The sequence below is a fragment of the Streptococcus suis genome, from assembly GCF_029616525.1.
In the GTDB taxonomy this organism is placed as follows: domain Bacteria; phylum Bacillota; class Bacilli; order Lactobacillales; family Streptococcaceae; genus Streptococcus; species Streptococcus suis_AF.
This window is the reverse complement of the sequence record NZ_JANFME010000003.1, coordinates 127,237-143,992: the sequence shown is the minus strand read 5'-3', so window position 1 is coordinate 143,992 and position 16,756 is coordinate 127,237. Positions and strand designations below refer to the sequence as shown.

Annotated in this window: 13 protein-coding genes; 1 reads left to right on the top strand and 12 read right to left on the bottom strand. The window is 41.2% G+C overall.

Going from position 1 to position 16,756, the window contains the following annotated elements:
* Window positions 1-2: 2 nt before the first annotated feature.
* From fakB to nth, 11 genes are all read right to left on the bottom strand, one after another.
* Window positions 3-854 carry a fatty acid kinase binding subunit FakB gene (gene fakB, locus NOL38_RS02385; protein ID WP_044666805.1) on the bottom strand — a complete coding sequence of 284 codons (852 nt, stop codon included), beginning with the start codon at window positions 852-854 and terminating at the stop codon, window positions 3-5.
* 1 nt (window position 855) lies between these two features.
* The gene (locus tag NOL38_RS02380; protein WP_002934959.1) at window positions 856-1,230 is read right to left on the bottom strand and encodes a DUF1149 family protein; all 375 of its coding nucleotides are present in this window, start codon (window positions 1,228-1,230) and stop codon (window positions 856-858) included.
* Between the two features lie 95 nt (window positions 1,231-1,325).
* Window positions 1,326-3,275, bottom strand: a complete 1,950-nt coding sequence (locus NOL38_RS02375; RefSeq protein WP_105105838.1) for a PTS fructose transporter subunit IIABC — start codon at window positions 3,273-3,275, stop codon at window positions 1,326-1,328.
* The gene (gene pfkB, locus NOL38_RS02370) at window positions 3,272-4,183 is read right to left on the bottom strand and encodes a 1-phosphofructokinase (protein WP_044678871.1); all 912 of its coding nucleotides are present in this window, start codon (window positions 4,181-4,183) and stop codon (window positions 3,272-3,274) included. The genes NOL38_RS02375 and pfkB overlap by 4 nt, the downstream gene beginning before the upstream one ends.
* The gene (locus tag NOL38_RS02365) at window positions 4,180-4,929 is read right to left on the bottom strand and encodes a DeoR/GlpR family DNA-binding transcription regulator (protein ID WP_044674981.1); all 750 of its coding nucleotides are present in this window, start codon (window positions 4,927-4,929) and stop codon (window positions 4,180-4,182) included. Before NOL38_RS02365 ends, pfkB begins: the two co-directional genes overlap by 4 nt.
* A 103-nt stretch (window positions 4,930-5,032) precedes the next feature.
* The gene (locus NOL38_RS02360; RefSeq protein ID WP_277941257.1) at window positions 5,033-6,088 is read right to left on the bottom strand and encodes a pyridoxal phosphate-dependent aminotransferase; all 1,056 of its coding nucleotides are present in this window, start codon (window positions 6,086-6,088) and stop codon (window positions 5,033-5,035) included.
* A 30-nt stretch (window positions 6,089-6,118) separates the two neighbouring features.
* A complete protein-coding gene (gene trmD / locus NOL38_RS02355; RefSeq protein WP_024381813.1) occupies window positions 6,119-6,844 on the bottom strand; it encodes a tRNA (guanosine(37)-N1)-methyltransferase TrmD in 726 nt (241 codons plus the stop codon).
* Window positions 6,834-7,352, bottom strand: a complete 519-nt coding sequence (rimM, locus tag NOL38_RS02350; protein WP_015646874.1) for a ribosome maturation factor RimM — start codon at window positions 7,350-7,352, stop codon at window positions 6,834-6,836. Before rimM ends, trmD begins: the two co-directional genes overlap by 11 nt.
* 97 nt (window positions 7,353-7,449) lie before the next feature.
* On the bottom strand, window positions 7,450-8,799 hold the full coding sequence (locus NOL38_RS02345; protein ID WP_222760149.1) for an MATE family efflux transporter: 1,350 nt from the start codon (window positions 8,797-8,799) through the stop codon (window positions 7,450-7,452).
* A gap of 69 nt (window positions 8,800-8,868) precedes the next feature.
* Window positions 8,869-9,852, bottom strand: a complete 984-nt coding sequence (gene guaC, locus NOL38_RS02340) for a GMP reductase (RefSeq protein WP_014637970.1) — start codon at window positions 9,850-9,852, stop codon at window positions 8,869-8,871.
* A gap of 285 nt (window positions 9,853-10,137) precedes the next feature.
* A complete protein-coding gene (nth, locus tag NOL38_RS02335) occupies window positions 10,138-10,761 on the bottom strand; it encodes an endonuclease III (RefSeq protein WP_012775083.1) in 624 nt (207 codons plus the stop codon).
* Between the two features lie 97 nt (window positions 10,762-10,858).
* On the opposite strand from nth, the gene NOL38_RS02330 reads away from it, so the two are divergent.
* Window positions 10,859-11,710, top strand: a complete 852-nt coding sequence (locus NOL38_RS02330; RefSeq protein WP_277941256.1) for an NAD(P)H-hydrate dehydratase — start codon at window positions 10,859-10,861, stop codon at window positions 11,708-11,710.
* Window positions 11,711-11,891: 181 nt separating this feature from the next.
* Here NOL38_RS02330 and NOL38_RS02325 read toward each other — a convergent pair whose 3' ends face one another.
* Window positions 11,892-16,649, bottom strand: coding sequence for a S8 family serine peptidase (locus NOL38_RS02325; protein ID WP_277941255.1), 4,758 nt, complete (start codon window positions 16,647-16,649; stop codon window positions 11,892-11,894).
* Window positions 16,650-16,756 lie beyond the last annotated feature (107 nt).

Sequence of the window (16,756 nt, the reverse complement as noted above, 5' to 3'; positions counted from 1 at the left end):
TCCTATTCAATAATGGGAGAAATACCAAAGGCCACTGCCCCTTCTCCCAAGTGCGTACCGATGACCGAACCAAATGACACGATTGGTAAATCGCTACCAACACCTGCTTCTTCCAACTGCTGTTTAAAGTTTTCAGCCTTCTGAGGTGCGTTGGCGTGTATGATAGCAATCTGATACTGTCCTTCGGTCGTTTGTTCTTGGAGGATTTCCAAGAGGCGTTTAATGGCCTTTTTCTCCGTCCGAACTTTTTCATACACTTCTATCTTACCCTCACCTGTAAAATACAGAATCGGTTTGATGCTCAAAAGATTGCCAAGCAAGGCTGCCCCATTGGACAAGCGACCACCTTTTACCAAATGATTGAGGTCATCAACCATGATGAAGGCTGTAGTCTTCCCAATTTCTTTGTCCAATTTCCCAGTAATTTCTTCAAAACTAAGTCCTGCATCAGCCCATTTGAGAACATTTTCGACCATCATGCCTAAAGGAGCCGATGTGATTTTGGTATCTGGAAAGGCAACGGTTAATCCTTCAAATTCATCAGCCAAATATTGAATATTTTGATAAAAACCTGAAATACCTGATGACAAGAATAAGCCAAGTGCGTGTGTATAGCCTTTCTCTGTTAATTTAGCCAGAATTTCTTCTAGTTCCATCAAACTCGGTTGACTTGTTTTAGGTAATTCTTTCGATGAAGCCATTTTTTGATAAAACTCTTCAACCGTCAAATTTTGCCCTTCGATATAATTTTCCCCATCGATGCTGACTGGAATACTTAGGACAAACAGGTCATCCCGCTCAATACTTTGAACATTCAAAACAGCCGATGAGTCAGTTATAACTGCTAATTTCATATTAAAACTCCAAATTCACTCCTGGTGCATCAAAGGCGATTTCAGTAACCTCATAAGTCATTCGTTTTAAAATGTCCAAAAGAGGCTCTACCAAAACACGTTTTTCCTCATCAGTAAATTCAGTTGGCTCTTCTACCAATCGATTTGGCAAGTGAACGGCCTGACTCATGGCACCTGAAATCACAAAATGATCTAGTACAATCATAAAGCGCAAAATGGTAATCATCGATGTTCGATTTTCCGCACGATTTTGCTCAATCAATTGAAAGTCAACTTTCAATTTTGTTTCCGGAATTCCGTTCTCTTTTTCCCACGCGTGATTGCGGGCATCAAAATGATACTGATTGACAAATTCTTTATCGCGAATGATTTCCATTTCAAGACTCCTCTAATAACAATAATACTCACATTATACCATAATCCTCGTGAAATAGCTAAAAAACCTTGCCAGAAGCAAGGTTTCAATCAAAATTATTTAGCTTTACGAAGTGCTCCGTAAAGGACACCTGATACAATCGCACCGATCAAAACATAGGCGATGTAAAGCAATGGATTAGATGTCAAAGCGATAACGAAGATACCACCGTGAGGAGCCATCAATTGGATGCCTGACAAACCAACCAAGGCACCTGCAAGGGCAGAACCAGCGATAAAGCTTGGGATTGCACGAGCTGGGTCAGCAGCACCAAACGGAATCGCACCTTCAGTGATGAATGAAAGACCCATAACAATGTTTGTCAAACCTGAGTTACGCTCTTCCTGTGTGAATTTGTCTTTGAAAAGAAGGGTTGCAACGAATACTGCCAACGGAGGAACCATACCACCTGCCATTACCGCTGCCATGGCAACAGAACCACCATCTGCAACAGTTGCTGCAAGTGTACCTGTACCGAAGACATAAGCTGCCTTGTTGACTGGACCACCCATATCGACTGCCATCATACCACCGAGGACAAGGCCGAGGAGAATAGCAGAGCTACCTTCAAGACCTGCAAGGAAGTTGTTCATGCCTGTGTTGATAGCTGCCATTGGGATGTTAACGAAGAACATCAAGAAACCAGTGATAGCTGTTCCCAAAAGTGGCAAGAGCAAGATTGCATTCAAACCTTGGAGTGATTTTGGCATGTTACGCAAAGCATTGCGAAGAACAAGAACTACACCACCGGCAAGGAAACCACCAACAAGGGCACCCAAGAAACCAGATGATACAGCTTCCGGAATTTCTGAAGTAGCAGCTTCGTATGGAATTTTACCGAACGCAAGACCGCTGCTAGCGATTGCACCAGCTACGAAACCTGCAACCAAACCTGGTTTTTCAGCGATTGAGTAAGCAATGTAACCTGCTAGAAGTGGCAACATGAAGCCAAAGGCCGCTTGACCAATCTTCATGAACATTGAGGCGATTTCATTGTAAGAACCAAGGTTGCCGAGTTGATCACTTGGAACACCTAGTAAATTATCAAATAAGAAGGCAAGGGCAATCAAGATACCGCCACCAATAACGAATGGCAACATTTGAGAAACACCGCTCATCAAGTGTTTATAGAATGCTTTACCAAGGCTAAGTTTTTCTGAAGATTCCACAGTAGCTGCTCCTTCTGTCGCTGTGTAGGCTGATGCTTTACCATCCAAGATGATGTTAATCAATTCTTCTGGTTGTTTGATACCAGCAGCAACTGGACGAGATACCAATGGTTTACCATTGAAACGAGGCATGTCAACAGCCTTGTCTGCTGCGATGATTACACCTGCTGCATTCTTGATGTCTTCAGCAGTCAGTTTGTTACCAACCCCAGACGCACCGTTTGTTTCAACCTTGATGTCAACACCCATCTCAGCAGCCTGCTTCTTAAGGGCTTCTTCTGCCATATAAGTGTGAGCAATACCAGTTGTACATGCTGTAACTGCAACGATAAATGGACGGTCGCCACTTGGAGCGGCAACCACTTCTTCAGCCGCTTTATCTGCTGCTTCAGCTGTATCGAAGACTGCAATCACTTCTTCAGGATTTGTTGCCGCACGAAGTCTATCAGCAAATCCAGCTTTCATCAAGTATTTAGACAATTCCGCAAGGGCAGCCAAGTGTGTATCGTTAGCACCTTCTGGAGCTGCAATCATGAAGAACAAGTCAGTTGGTTGACCATCAAGACTTGCATAGTCAACACCATTGTTTGATTTTGCAAAGAGAACAGTCGCTTCTTTTACAGCCGCATTCTTAGCGTGTGGCATTGCGATACCGTCACCAAGTCCTGTTGTCGTTTGTGCTTCACGGTTCATGATACCTGTTTTGAATACGTCAAAATCTGTAACATAACCTTTATCAACCAAACTAGCAATCATTTCATCAATAACTGCTTCCTTGCTTGTCGCTTGCAAATCAAGCAACATGACATCTTTTCTCAAAACGTCTTGAATTTTCATAGTGTTTCTACCTCAACTTTTTCATAAGTTTCCTTAATAAATTCGATACTTGCCAAATCATCTGAAAAGGCTGTTGCCGTACCGCAAGCAACTCCCCATTTTAGGGCTTCAATTGGGTCTTGTGAGCGAACGTATTCGCCAGTGAATCCTGCCACCATGGAGTCTCCGGCTCCGACAGAGTTTTTCACTGTTCCCTTGATTGGTTTGGCAAAGTAAGTAGCTGCTGGAGTGACCAACAAAGCCCCATCCCCTGCCATGGAAATGATAACATTCTGAGCGCCCATTTCTAAGATTTTCTTAGCATAGGTCTCGATGTCTGCCATACCATTCAATTCAACATTGAAAATAGCTTCCAATTCATGGTTGTTTGGCTTGACCAAGAGTGGTTGGTGAGCTAATGAGTCCAGAAGTGTCTGACCTTCAAAGTCACAGACCACTTGCGCTCCTGCTTTTTTCGCCACAGGAATCAGTCTATTGTAGACTTCATTTCCGAGACTAGCAGGTGCTGAACCAGCAAAGACAACGGTGTCTTCTTTGGTCAATCCTGCTAAGACCATTTCTAATTCGGCCAACTGTGTATCTGTCACAATCGGACCCAAACCGTTGATTTCTGTTTCTTGGTCAGCCTTGATTTTCACGTTAATCCGTGTATCTTGGTCAACTTGAACAAAATCAGTATCAATGCCTTCAGCAACCAATCCATCTTTGATGAACTGACCGGTAAAACCGCCTAGAAATCCTGTTGCTGTGTTTGGATAGCCTAAACGCTTCAAAACACGACTAACGTTAATTCCCTTACCGCCGGCATACTTATCGTCGCTCTCCATCCGATTGACACTGCCTGTTTCAACTCTATCAAGTCGAACAATGTAGTCAATCGCTGGATTGAGCGTAACTGTATAAATCATACCTCGATTACCCTCGTTTTCTCTTTTATGATATCCAACAAACTGCTTTCTGAAGATTGGCAGATAATGTTGGATTTTTCGATTGCCGCAACTTTAACAAAGGAGAATTGACCAATTTTAGAAGCATCTGCCAAAACATAGCTTTCTTTAGCATTGTCTATGATAGTGCGTTTGATGGTCGCTTCTTCAATATCTGGCGTTGTAAAGTAGTTTTTATCAATACCATTCATTCCCAGAAAGGCCTTATCAAAATTGAGCTGTCGAATTTGTTCCAAAGCTACTGCTCCAACGGAAGCATCTGTTGATTGCTTAACAAAACCACCTATAATGATCGTTTTTATCTTGCGTTCAACCAGCCTCACTGCGTGGTGAATAGAATTGGTAACGACTGTCAGATTTTCCTGCTGAAGATAATCAATCAGTACACCGGTTGTTGTACCTGCATCTAAAAAAATTACGTCTCCGTTAACAATCTGTCGAGCAGCTCTTTCCGCAATCTCTCGTTTTTCTTGAACGTTTTTGACAGATTTTTCTAGAATAGACTCTTCGAGTTGCAAATTCCCTGGCGCTTCAGCACCGCCGTGTACACGACGAAGCTTACCTTCGTTTTCCAACTCGTCCAAATCCCTACGTACAGTAGATTCAGATGTATTAAGAACTTCGATTAATTCCTCTAGCCGAACAAACTGTTGAGAGTGTATTCGCTCCAATATAATCTGTTTTCGTTCTGATTTGAGTATGTTCAACACCTCCTGCAATCGTTTACAAAAATCATTATACACGATTTTCTGCCATTGTCAATCATTTTCTATCATTTTCTTTCAAAAATACAAAAAAACTAGCAGAAATCTACGCTTCCACTAGTTTCTCAATCATTTTTTTCATCATATCCATTTCTTCTGGACGACCAATAGATAGGCGAATATGCCCCTCTAATTTACCTGTTGGATAATATTTGAAATTCCAATCCTGTGCCAAGGCTTGCTGATAAAATTCTTCTGCCCACGGTGCTTTAAACGTTACAAAACTAGCCTGACTAGGAAGAACTTGACAGTTATCTAACCCTTGCAAGAATAAAATCATTTCTTCTCGCAAATTCTGAATTACTCCCACTGTTTCTAAAACTTTGTCTGTATGATTCAATGCAACGGCTGCCATTTTTGCAGTCAAGTTTGACAAGCTGAATGGGGGAATGACCTTGTCCAATTCATAAATTAACTCTTCGCTTCCTACCGCAAAGCCAACTCGTAAACCTGCAAGTCCAAAAGCCTTTGATAAGGTCCGTAAAACTAAAACATTGTCAAATTGTTGTAGAAGACTGATGAAGCTTTCGACATTTGCAAATTCAATGTAAGCCTCATCTACAACGAGTAGCCCTTTAAAAGAAATAGCCAATTTCTCCAAATCTTCTAGCGAATAAGCTACTGAAGAAGGGTTGTTAGGATTGGAAAGCATGATTATCTTTGCCTTCACCTCCTCCGCACGCGCCAACAATTTCTCTACTGGCAGGACGAGTGTATCGTTTTTTTCTTCTAAATCAATGGTTTCAAAACGGCTACCATGCATGTGATTATAGGTTTCATACATGAAGAAGTCTGGATTGACAGTCAAAAAAGTATCATCCTTTTCCATAAAGGTGGAAACAATCATGTGAATAAGGTGATCAGAGCCCACACCTACTGTTACTTGTTTGGGATTCACTCCAAGATAGGTAGCATATTTCTCAATCAGTTCGGAGTAAGTGTTATCACCATAAAAACTTAATTGATTGACATCCAAATTTTCCAAGGTCTCTTGTGGCAAAAAAGCCCAATCAATGATACGATTTTCGTTATTTCCTAAATCAAATCTTGCCTTTTGTTTGATTTTATAAGGTTGGTAATGTTCAAATACCTTGCGTTTCATCATTTCTCCTTCTAGCAAGAAAAACACAGTCTAATCAACTGTGTCTTCTGCTTTGATTTTTTCAAAAATAGTTAACTCTTCAGCTGTAAAGTTGTAGTTTTCTAACAAGTCTGGACGACGTTGATAGGTTTTGCGTAGACTCTCTTCCAAACGCCATTTACGAATATTTTCATGGTGACCGCTCATTAATACATCTGGAACTACCATTCCACGATACTCGTATGGTCGGGTGTATTGAGGATATTCCAATAGCCCTGATGAAAAACTATCATCCGTATGACTGACTTCCTTGCCAATAACCTCTGGAATCAGGCGAACGGTAGCATCAATCATGGTCATAGCCGCCAACTCTCCACCTGTCAGGACATAATCTCCGAGAGAAATTTCATCTGTTACTAAGGTCTTAATCCGCTCATCATATCCTTCATAGTGACCGCAAATGAAAATCAGCTGCTCTTCCTGTGCTAATTCTTCGGCATAGGCCTGATTGAAAGTACGCCCAGCGGGATCCAATAGGATAACACGTGGAGTGGTTTGTTCAATGCTATCCATGGTATCAAAAATTGGCTGGGCACGGAGCAACATGCCTTGTCCTCCACCATAGGGTTCATCGTCCACATGGCGAGCCTTTTCAGCATTCTCTCGGAAATTGTGGTAGTTGATTTCTAGCAAACCCTTGTCACGCGCCTTACCCACAATAGAGTGTTCTAGAGGTGCAAACATCTCAGGGAAGAGGGTCAAAATATCAATTCTCATCGTCTAGGCCCTCGAGCAATTCCACATCGACACGGTTATTTGGAATATCAATGTTCAAGACAACAGGTGGAATATATGGCAAGAGCAGGTCTTTCTTACCTTTTCGTTTCACCACCCAGACATCATTGGCACCTGGCTGCAAGATTTCCTTGATTTGTCCGATCAGAATATCATTCTCATAGACATCCAAGCCGATAATTTCATGGTAATAAAACTCACCATCTTCAAGGTCAGTCAAGTTTTCCTCGGCAATTTTTAAACTAAAGCCCTTGTACTTTTCAATATCGTTGATATGGTACATGCCCTTAAACTTGATAATATCAAAGTTCTTAGCCTTACGGTGACTAGCAATTTCCACTTCCATGACAAACTGATCCTTGTCATCAAAAAGTGCAAGCTTTGCCCCTTTTTTAAAACGTTCTTCTGCAAAATCGGTCACAGACAAAACACGCATTTCCCCTTGTAGGCCTTGCGTGTTAACAATCTTTCCTACGTTAAAATAATTCATAATTTCTCCATTTGATTTTCTATCCTTTTATTTTAACATGAGCAAGATATTTTCACAAGAGAGAAAAAGCCGGTTGCCTCCGACTTTCATAGTTAATTTATTTCACGGACAAATGAGAATGAGCTATTTTGATCAAGCGCAAATTAAGAGCTATTCCGCAGACAAAAATCCCTGAAATAAGACCGATCCAATAGGCTTCTGGACCCATTTGGAAAAATCTTTCAAGCAAGAATGCGACTGGGAAGGTCATGGACCAATAGGCAACCAAACCAAGTATAAATGGAACAGTCGTATCCTTGTAACCACGTAAAATCCCCTGAATAGGTGCTGTAAAGGCATCTGCCAATTGGAACATGAGGGCAAAGCTCAGGAAATGCGAGGTCAGACGGATAAATTCTGCGTCATTACCATAAAGGTAGGCAACTTTGGAGCGGAAAAAATAAAGGAAAGTGAGTGTTAGGCCTGCAAAACCAAGTGCAACCAAGCGTCCCAGACGGCTGTAGGCTTTCACATCTTGTGGTCGTTTAGCCCCTACTTCATAAGCAATGACAATAGCTAGGGCTGAAGAAACTGAGGCAGGAAAGGCATATAATAAGGTTGCAAAGTTCATAGCTGACTGGTGGGCTGCTATAATCTGGGCTGAAAATTTTGCCATGTAGAGCCCTACTACTGCAAAAATTGCTACTTCTGCAAAGACTTGTAAACCGATGGGAAGACCGATTTTCAATCCTTCTTTCAGTAAAGCCCCATCAATCGGACTCCACTGCCAAATCTGATAAGATGCAATGGTCTTATTTTTGCACATGACAATGACGATTACTAGCAATACCGCCCAGTAAGCTAAAGCAGTACCCAATCCAGCTCCAGCTCCGCCCAGGGCCGGTAGGCCCATTTTTCCATAAATTAAGAGATAGTTAAAGAGGCTGTTAAAGGGAACCAAGAGCAACATAAGGTACATGGATAGCTGAGTCAAGCCGAGAGCGTCGAAAAAAGAGCGACAGACACTAAAGAGCAAGAGAGGCAGGATGCCAATGGAAATAAAATAGAGGTACTGTCTGCCAACTTGAAAAACAGATTCATCAAGTCCAAACTGAGCCAAGGCGGGAACAGCGATAAATAGGACCGAGCACAAGAGTAAAATGGTTAATCCGATAGCTAGATAGACAAACTGATGAAACTCCTCACGAATCTTATCTCTTTCACCTTTTCCTAAATATTGAGCGATGATTGGGACCAATGCAGATACAATCCCTGTTAGAAATGAAAAAAGCGGATTCCAAAGACTTGTTGCCATGGAAACACCTGCCAAATCCATAGTACTATACTGACCAGTCATCATGGTATCGATAAAGGATGCGGAGTAATTAGCAAATTGGTAAATTAAAATGGGCAAAAATATTTTGATAAAGAGCCAGAGCTTCTCTTTGTTATTTCTTGTTTGGTACATACTTATTCTCTTTCAATTTTATATAAATATTGTAACAAGAAAAGGACCTGCATTGCAAGTCCTCTTTGACTAGATAGAGTCACCATTCCAGATAGAGTTTTTCACGATAACATAGTCCACATGCTTCAAGCTGGTAATGTCACGTCCTCCTGCATAAGAAATAGATGACTGCAAATCTTGCTCCATTTCAACCAGAGTATCTTTCAAATGTCCTTTGGCAGGGAGTAAGATTTTCTTGCCTTCTACGTTTTTATAGGCACCTTTTTGATATTCAGATGCAGAACCGTAGTACTCTTTGAATTTCTCGCCATCAACTTCAATTGTTTTACCTGGGCTTTCAATGTGCCCGGCAAAGAGCGAACCAATCATGACCATGCTTGCACCGAAGCGGATGGATTTGGCAATATCTCCGTGGGTACGGATACCTCCGTCCGCAATAATTGGTTTACGGGCAGCTTTTGCACACCAACGAAGGGCTGCCAACTGCCAACCACCTGTACCAAAACCAGTCTTAACCTTTGTAATACATACTTTACCTGGACCAATACCAACTTTTGTCGCATCCGCACCAGCATTTTCTAGTTCACGAACTGCTTCTGGAGTACCGACATTACCTGCAATGACGAATGTCTCAGGCAGTTCTTTCTTGATATGTTGGATCATCTTGATAACACTTTCTGCATGGCCATGAGCAATATCAATGGTGATAAACTCAGGAGCATCAGCTTTCAAGCTAGTCACAAACTCATATTCATATTCTTTTACGCCAACAGAGATAGAAGCAATCAAACCTTGCTCGTGCATGCGTTTGATAAATGGAATACGACCAGCTTCATCGAAACGATGCATGATGTAGAAATACCCTTCTTTGGCAAGCATTTCTGCTACATCTTCATCAATAATAGTCTGCATATTAGCTGGAACAACTGGTAATTTAAAGCTATATTTCCCAAGAGTCACTGTTGTATCTGCCTCGGAACGGCTATTGATGATACATTTATTTGGAATGAGCTGAATATCTTCGTAGTCAAAAACTGGAGTTTCGTTGAACATGCTTCTACCTCTTTTTCTTAACATTGGAACAGAAAAACGGTTTGTTTTTCGTATTTTTTCCTTATTACAAGATATAGTATAGCTTATTGTTTGTGTTTTGTCAATAAAAAAGAAACCTATCTAGAGAATATTCGGATATATCACTTTTTAGGCTTGTTTATAAAATATAACATTCGTATAATTCTTTTCTGAGTTACTATTCTTATAAAATTTAAAAAAATGTTCAGAATTTACTCAAACCATTTTACATAAAAACTAAAAAAATCTTCAAAAACAGAAGATTTTTTAGTCAAATTCATATAATTGTGGGAATTTTTCGCATTCAGGGTTCTTAGGATGGCAAACCTCACGACCAAAATAAATCATAGCTTGATGAGCAGGGAGCCAGAGTTCAGGAGGTAAGACTTCCATGACTCGTTTTTCTGTTTCCAGGGGTGTAGCCGATTTTTTGACAATATCGTGGTGTTTACAAATCCGTCCCACGTGGGTATCAACTGCAAAGGCGGGAATTCCGAAACCGACACTTAAAACAACATTGGCCGTTTTTCTTCCCACTCCTGCCAAGGCTTCTAATTCCTCACGAGTTTGAGGAACAATACCATTATGCCGTTCCATCAACTGCTGGGCACAGTCTTTTAAAAACTTTGCCTTGTTTCGGTACAAACCCAAACGAGAAATATAAGGCTCAATATCCTTCACTTCTGCTGCCGCCATGGCTTGGGGCGTAGGGAAAGCTGCGAACAAACCAGGTGTTGCCTTATTCACCGCAGCATCTGTAGTTTGAGCAGATAAGAGCACTGCACATACCAACTCAAAGTGATTTCGAAAGTCCAAGCTAGGCTTAGCATCAGGATATAGAGCGATGATTTCTTCAATAACTTTTCTTGCACGTTTTTTTGATAATACCATGAATTCATTATAGCATGAAAACTTGGATTTATCTAAAATCTGGATTGTCATAAACCTCATTCCACGTGGTATAATAAAAAGAAAAGGGGGAATAAGTATGGACTTACAAGAACTCTGTAGAAAGGTCATTCAAGCAAGGCCACGCAATAGCCATAAGGGGAGCTATGGTCGAGTCTTGCTGATTGGTGGACTGTATCCCTATGGTGGAGCGATTATCATGGCCGCACTAGCAAGCGTCAACAGTGGAGCAGGCTTGGTAACTGTTGCTACTGAAAAAGATAACATACCAGCCTTACATAGTCATCTGCCTGAAGCCATGGCATTTTCATTTGACGATCAAGCCTTGCTGATAAGCAGCTTAGAAAATGCTGACTTGGTATTGATTGGTCCAGGTTTGGGGGAAAATAGCAGAGCTGAACAGTTATTGGACTTTGTTTTTGAACATTTATCTGACCAGCAGATTTTAGTTCTTGACGGCTCAGCACTTACCTTAGTCGCAAAGCAAAACAGAAAGAACTTCCCGTGTAAACAAGTCATCCTGACACCCCACCAGAAAGAATGGGAACGGTTATCAGCCATTCCGGTTGCTGACCAAACAAGCCAAAGAAATCTTGAAGCCTTGCAATCTTTTCAAGAAAATACAATCCTTGTAGCTAAAAGTTCTGCTACTCAAATCCTAAAAAACCAGCCAAACCAAGTCACCCCAATAGTAGCTGGTGGTCCCTACCAAGCAACAGGAGGTATGGGAGATACTCTTGCAGGTATGATTGCAGGATTTGCTGTACAATTTCCCCATGTTCAACTATATGAAAGAATCCTTGTAGCAACCTACCTCCACTCCTATATCGCTGACCAACTGGCTCAAGATTATTATCTTGTAAAGCCAACTGATGTCTCAAGAAACATCCAAAAGACAATGCTTCAATTTCAAACACAAACAACCGCCTAATCAATGATTAAGCGGTCTTTTATATAACAAACTCGTGATTAAAGCCTGACAAATGGTAGAAAATGCTACTCAATGCAAATCAAAAGTTGCCTAGAAAACGAAGCCGAAGATAGAACTGGAGTTCATCAAGGCAAGTTGACAACGGATAATTTTGATTTTCGAAGAGTATGACTAGATTTTCTTAGACTTCTTCTTTATGACGTCGTTTGCTTACCAACAGAGTCCCTAGCCCAATAATGACACCAAGAACAAGATAGTATCTCGTATCATTGTCTCCAGTATTTGGTAGTTGAGTCACTTGTATTTCTTGATTAGGGCTAGATAGACTAGCTTGCAAAGTGACTGGACGAGGTAAAGTTGGTTGAGGGTTTGGCTTCTGAACTATCGGTACATGCCCTGAATTCCCAGTATCTTTTACAGGAGGTGCCTGTACATCAACTTTTTCTGAGTCTATAGGTGGAGGCGTTACAGTGCCTTCATCTTTTTTGTCAGTGGCAGTATTTGCTGGCTCTTTGGCATCATTTGTTGAAGTAGCAATGCCATCCAGTTCTGCCTGAGCACTTGTCAGAATAGCTAGAGCTTGATCGACACTTGCTTGGCTTGCAGATTCATCAGCTAGAATCGCTTTCGCTGCTTCAACTGCCTGGTCATAAGCTTGTTTCACGTTTTCAGATGCATTGAGATACTTAGCATCTGTCGCTTTTAATACGGAAGAAACGGATACTGCGCTACGAAGGGCTGAAATATCAGTCTTTTGACCATCTAAGTTGGCTTTCGCCGCTAACAAGTCCGCCAACGCTTGGTTGACAACTGCCTGTGTTACATTCTCTTGGTTCAATACAAGTTGTGCTGAACGAACAGCTGTATCATAGGCAATTTGTTTGGTATTTTCAGCATTGTAATAAATAAAGTTTGCCTGAGTCGGTGTGTAGTTTGATACTTCAGCAATTAGTTTTTCCTTATCGGTAGCCTGACCGTTTAGCTGCTCTCTCGCCGCCACAAGACTGGCAACCGCTGAATCTACTTGTGCCTGATTGTGTTTGTTGGCATATACTGCATTGGCATCTTCTAATGCTTTAGCATAGGCAGTTTGAAGTTCTGGACTAGCATTGTAATAACGCGCTGTTTCTTCAAGTCCCGCAAGTTCAGCAATCAGTTCTTTCAAAGCAACTTTATTAATCAAGGTTAATTTCTTAACATTTGACTGGTTTGCAAGTACTGCTACGTCTAATTCTTCCAAAAATTCATAGCCTTCTGGGAGGATTGGAAGGATAGTGTAGGTACCAACTGGTACAAATTTACCATAATCGGTCTTAGAATATTTAGCATTTGGTAGCTGAACAGTCTGGCCATCAGCAGTTACCAGTTGGATGGTTGAACCAGAAGGTAGTAATGCATCAATATCTACCAGCAAGTTGGCCTTATCTTTCAAAGTCACATAGAAATTCACCTCGGCAGTGCTATTTTCTTCCGAAATCGTCACGACTGCTTTGGTTTCACCTGCTAGGCTTGACCATTCTGTATCATATAAGAATAAATCAAAGGTGTAAGTACCAAATGGTAGCTTAAGAACGCTAGTATCGCCGGCATATCGTGGTAATTCTGCAACAATCTTGCCTGTTTCATCGGTGACTGAGTAAGAGAAAAGTATTGGTACAGGACTATTTGTATCTTTATCAAGAATATTGACTGTTACCAACCCTTTTTCATTGCCGATACTGATCAGATTCTCTACTTTTTCATAGCTGATGTTACCAGCATAATCCTCTACTGTGTAGTAGAATTTTGAAATATCTGCAAGGTCAAGAGGCAATGTGAAGGAACCATCGTCGTTTTGTGCCACAAATACCTTGTTATCAGAAACGGTTACATCACCATTTTCTAATAAGGAAGGAATAGTTGTCACACCGCTTGCATCTGCTACAAGGTAGAATACTTGCTCGCGATATAGACCGGATTCTCCTTTTTCAATGGCTGGACGAGGGTTAAATGTAAAGTTTGTTTCATCATAGGTAGCTGTGGTGATAACTGGTGATTCTCTATCGATGATAACATCGAAAATCATAGTTTGTACTGCTGCACCTGGAACTTCAGATGAGTAGGTCAAAACGTATTGATACTTACCATCTGCTAAAGCATTTCCCTCGCTGTCTGTCCCATTCCATTCAGTAGGGTAAATAGTGCTTGATTTTGGATTTTTAGGATCACCACTATAGAAGTTCTTATTGCCTGACTGTGGTTGACTTTCCCAAAGTGGATTTGTTCGTTCGGTATCATCTGCAGCATAGACGCTTGCGACTAAATCCGTATAATTTCTCAAGAAGACACCTTTGAAAGCGAGCGAATCTTGGTTGTCATCCCCATTTGGCGAGATAGCTAAATGAGGCTTACCAGACTCATCAAGCTCTAAAACAAAGTATCCTGCTTCATTTTTAAATGTACCTAGAGTCTTGATCGCAAAGTCAGATCGTTTGTCTGTAGAATAGATTAACTCCGTACTTCCTGTAACAAGACCTGTGTAGTGATGGCTGATGTCAACAGTATCTGGTTGTGCTGTAACAGGTTCAAAGTAGAAGCCCCCCTTACCATCGGCAATAAGATTGTAAATCGGCTCTTCTAGAACGGTTAGATTTTGGAATTCCCCACGGAAACCAACGTATGGAATGCTGACAATATCACCGCCATCGGCTATGTCTGTAAATCGAACAAAACCTTCAAGATAGTAACCGTTTTTCATTAAACCTGTCAATTCTTCTACAAAGCTTGATGCATCGACATTAATTGTAACAGTTGTACTTGAATTGGCTTTCACAGTCACCTTACCGCCAGGAATCTCTGCTAATATACGCGGAGCCAAGGTGATCAATCCGTTCTGGACAGTATCCGTTGTTAATTGCGTTGAGTAGTTTAAAGTCTTATCTTCGTTTGTAATGTTATGAAGTGTGACCGTAAAGCTGAATGTATCCTCAACATTTCCCAAGGTAATGCTGCCATAACCGTCTTCGCCAGTCAAATATAAACCTGTAGAAATAGCTGCCGCAGTATCGATGATACCTGCACCTTGTTGGCGAGGGGAAGTGTAGGCTGTTGTTTCTTTGTTCACATGTGCTTTAGCAGTAGACATAAGCAAGTGTTTTACTAAGGCTTCGATTTCTTGAGGGGACTTAGTAGGGTAAGTTGCCTGTAAATATTGTTTTACTAGTACGGCTGCTCCTGCTACGTGTGGTGAAGCCATACTTGTTCCCTGCATGTTGGCATAGTCATTATCATTGATGGCTGCATAAATAGCACCACCTGGAGCAGCTAAGTCTGGTTTTAGCTCGCCATCCGCTGATAGACCCCAACTTGAAAAATCTGAAAGAAGACCTACTTCTGGGTTAGGGCGAATATCTGTGTCGTTATTGAACGCAATCTTATATGAGTTAGCTGCCAAAGCTTCACCAAATTCCAATGGAATGAAGACAGATGGAATTGCAATAGCTGTATCATCAAGTTGCATGCTTACATTGGCTTCACCTGGACGGCTATTGAAAATGACCACCCCTACTGCACCTGCAGCTGTTGCATTGGCTATTTTTTCTGAGAAGGTAATCGTTCCACGTTTGATGAGTGCAAGTTTTCCAGTCAAATCTAGACCATCAAAATCCGAAGCTTGACCGATTCCCACATAGACATATTCATATTCTTTCCCGATTTCAAATGGTACGGGACTTTTCTCTGGATTATCAAACGAACTCTTACCGTAATTCAAGTCAGCATTGTTTTCTAAGCCAATGATATTGATTACTTTACTACCAACCGTTGTGTTATTGTAAGAAGCGACAGAAATTGCATCGCGAGCTGTTGAAGGTGCACCGACCAAGCCATAATCTGGATAATCGGCTGACGGATTAGAATGACCTGAACCAAATGTTCCATCATTACCAGCTGCAATAACAACAGAAACCCCTGCACGACGAGCAGCCTCGATTGCTGCAGTCACATTTTCATTCATGTTAACAACAGAGCCATTAGCTCCTCCCAGGCTGAGGTTGATGCTATCTGCACCTAATTTTACAGCATCTTCAATCGCCTTTACATACAATGCTGCGCCTGTTGTAGCTTTGAGGTCTGAGAATACACGCATGAACATGACTTGCGCTTCAGGAGCTACACCATACATTAATTGTCCAGCGACTGGTTGTGTCGGATTTCCTGTGGCAATACTCGTTACGTGCATACCGTGTGAGCGTTTGTCTTCTTCTTTCAAGACAGTATTCACATCAACATAGTTATAACCAAATACAACCTTATCGTTAAACCATTCACCGTAGGTAATTCCTGCTGCTTCTTTAGCTGCTTTTATCTCTTTTTCTGATTTATATTTTGCAGTTGAGAGATCTGAAATATGCAATACATCGTGGTCAACGTCAAGACCTGAATCTATGATTGCAACTACTGTTCCTTCGCCCTTGTAACCACTATCCCAAACTTTAGGTACTGTAATGATCGTATTACTATCAATGTTTTGTGGTTTCGCTTCTTCCTGATTAGTAATAGCAGTAGTCTCATCTGCTACGGCAAGCTTCTCCTCTTCTTCTACTTTTTTCTCTGAAATAGCTGGAGTTTCTACAGCTGGTTGAGTCGCTTCTACTTCTGTATTTGTGATGTTTTCAAGAGCTTCTGAGCCAAGTGTTTCCTCTACATTATCTGTAGTGGTTACATCAGTTGGAGTAGCCTCCACAGAAGTGTCAACTAACTCCTCGACAACGGGACTTTCTGAGGCTGATTCGCTGACGATTACGTCAGGAACAGTTGCTTCCACCTTAGTCTCTACAAGGCTTGTCAATTCATCTGCAGCTACCGATGGTGCACCTGCAAACAAAAAAACTGCACCCAAAAGAACAGACACAGTTCCAATTTTATACTTCCGAAGTGAGAAAGTTTCTTTCTTTTTCATAACTTTTCCTCCTAGTTTTTCTCCTTCATTATTGGCAAAACCAATAAGTATATTAAAACATAAAACTATCAGTATTGCAAGTATATTCTGAAAATTCAGTTATTTAT

Excerpts from the sequence above, each read along its gene's own strand:
- fakB (WP_044666805.1), bottom strand. The coding sequence starts at position 854 with ATGAAATTAGCAGTTATAACTGACTCATCGGCTGTTTTGAATGTTCAA.
- NOL38_RS02380 (WP_002934959.1), bottom strand. The coding sequence starts at position 1,230 with ATGGAAATCATTCGCGATAAAGAATTTGTCAATCAGTATCATTTTGAT.
- NOL38_RS02375 (WP_105105838.1), bottom strand. The coding sequence starts at position 3,275 with ATGAAAATTCAAGACGTTTTGAGAAAAGATGTCATGTTGCTTGATTTG.
- pfkB (WP_044678871.1), bottom strand. The coding sequence starts at position 4,183 with ATGATTTATACAGTTACGCTCAATCCAGCGATTGACTACATTGTTCGA.
- NOL38_RS02360 (WP_277941257.1), bottom strand. The coding sequence starts at position 6,088 with ATGAAACGCAAGGTATTTGAACATTACCAACCTTATAAAATCAAACAA.
- trmD (WP_024381813.1), bottom strand. The coding sequence starts at position 6,844 with ATGAGAATTGATATTTTGACCCTCTTCCCTGAGATGTTTGCACCTCTA.
- rimM (WP_015646874.1), bottom strand. The coding sequence starts at position 7,352 with ATGAATTATTTTAACGTAGGAAAGATTGTTAACACGCAAGGCCTACAA.
- NOL38_RS02345 (WP_222760149.1), bottom strand. The coding sequence starts at position 8,799 with ATGTACCAAACAAGAAATAACAAAGAGAAGCTCTGGCTCTTTATCAAA.
- guaC (WP_014637970.1), bottom strand. The coding sequence starts at position 9,852 with ATGTTCAACGAAACTCCAGTTTTTGACTACGAAGATATTCAGCTCATT.
- nth (WP_012775083.1), bottom strand. The coding sequence starts at position 10,761 with ATGGTATTATCAAAAAAACGTGCAAGAAAAGTTATTGAAGAAATCATC.
- NOL38_RS02330 (WP_277941256.1), top strand. The coding sequence starts at position 10,859 with ATGGACTTACAAGAACTCTGTAGAAAGGTCATTCAAGCAAGGCCACGC.
- NOL38_RS02325 (WP_277941255.1), bottom strand. The coding sequence starts at position 16,649 with ATGAAAAAGAAAGAAACTTTCTCACTTCGGAAGTATAAAATTGGAACT.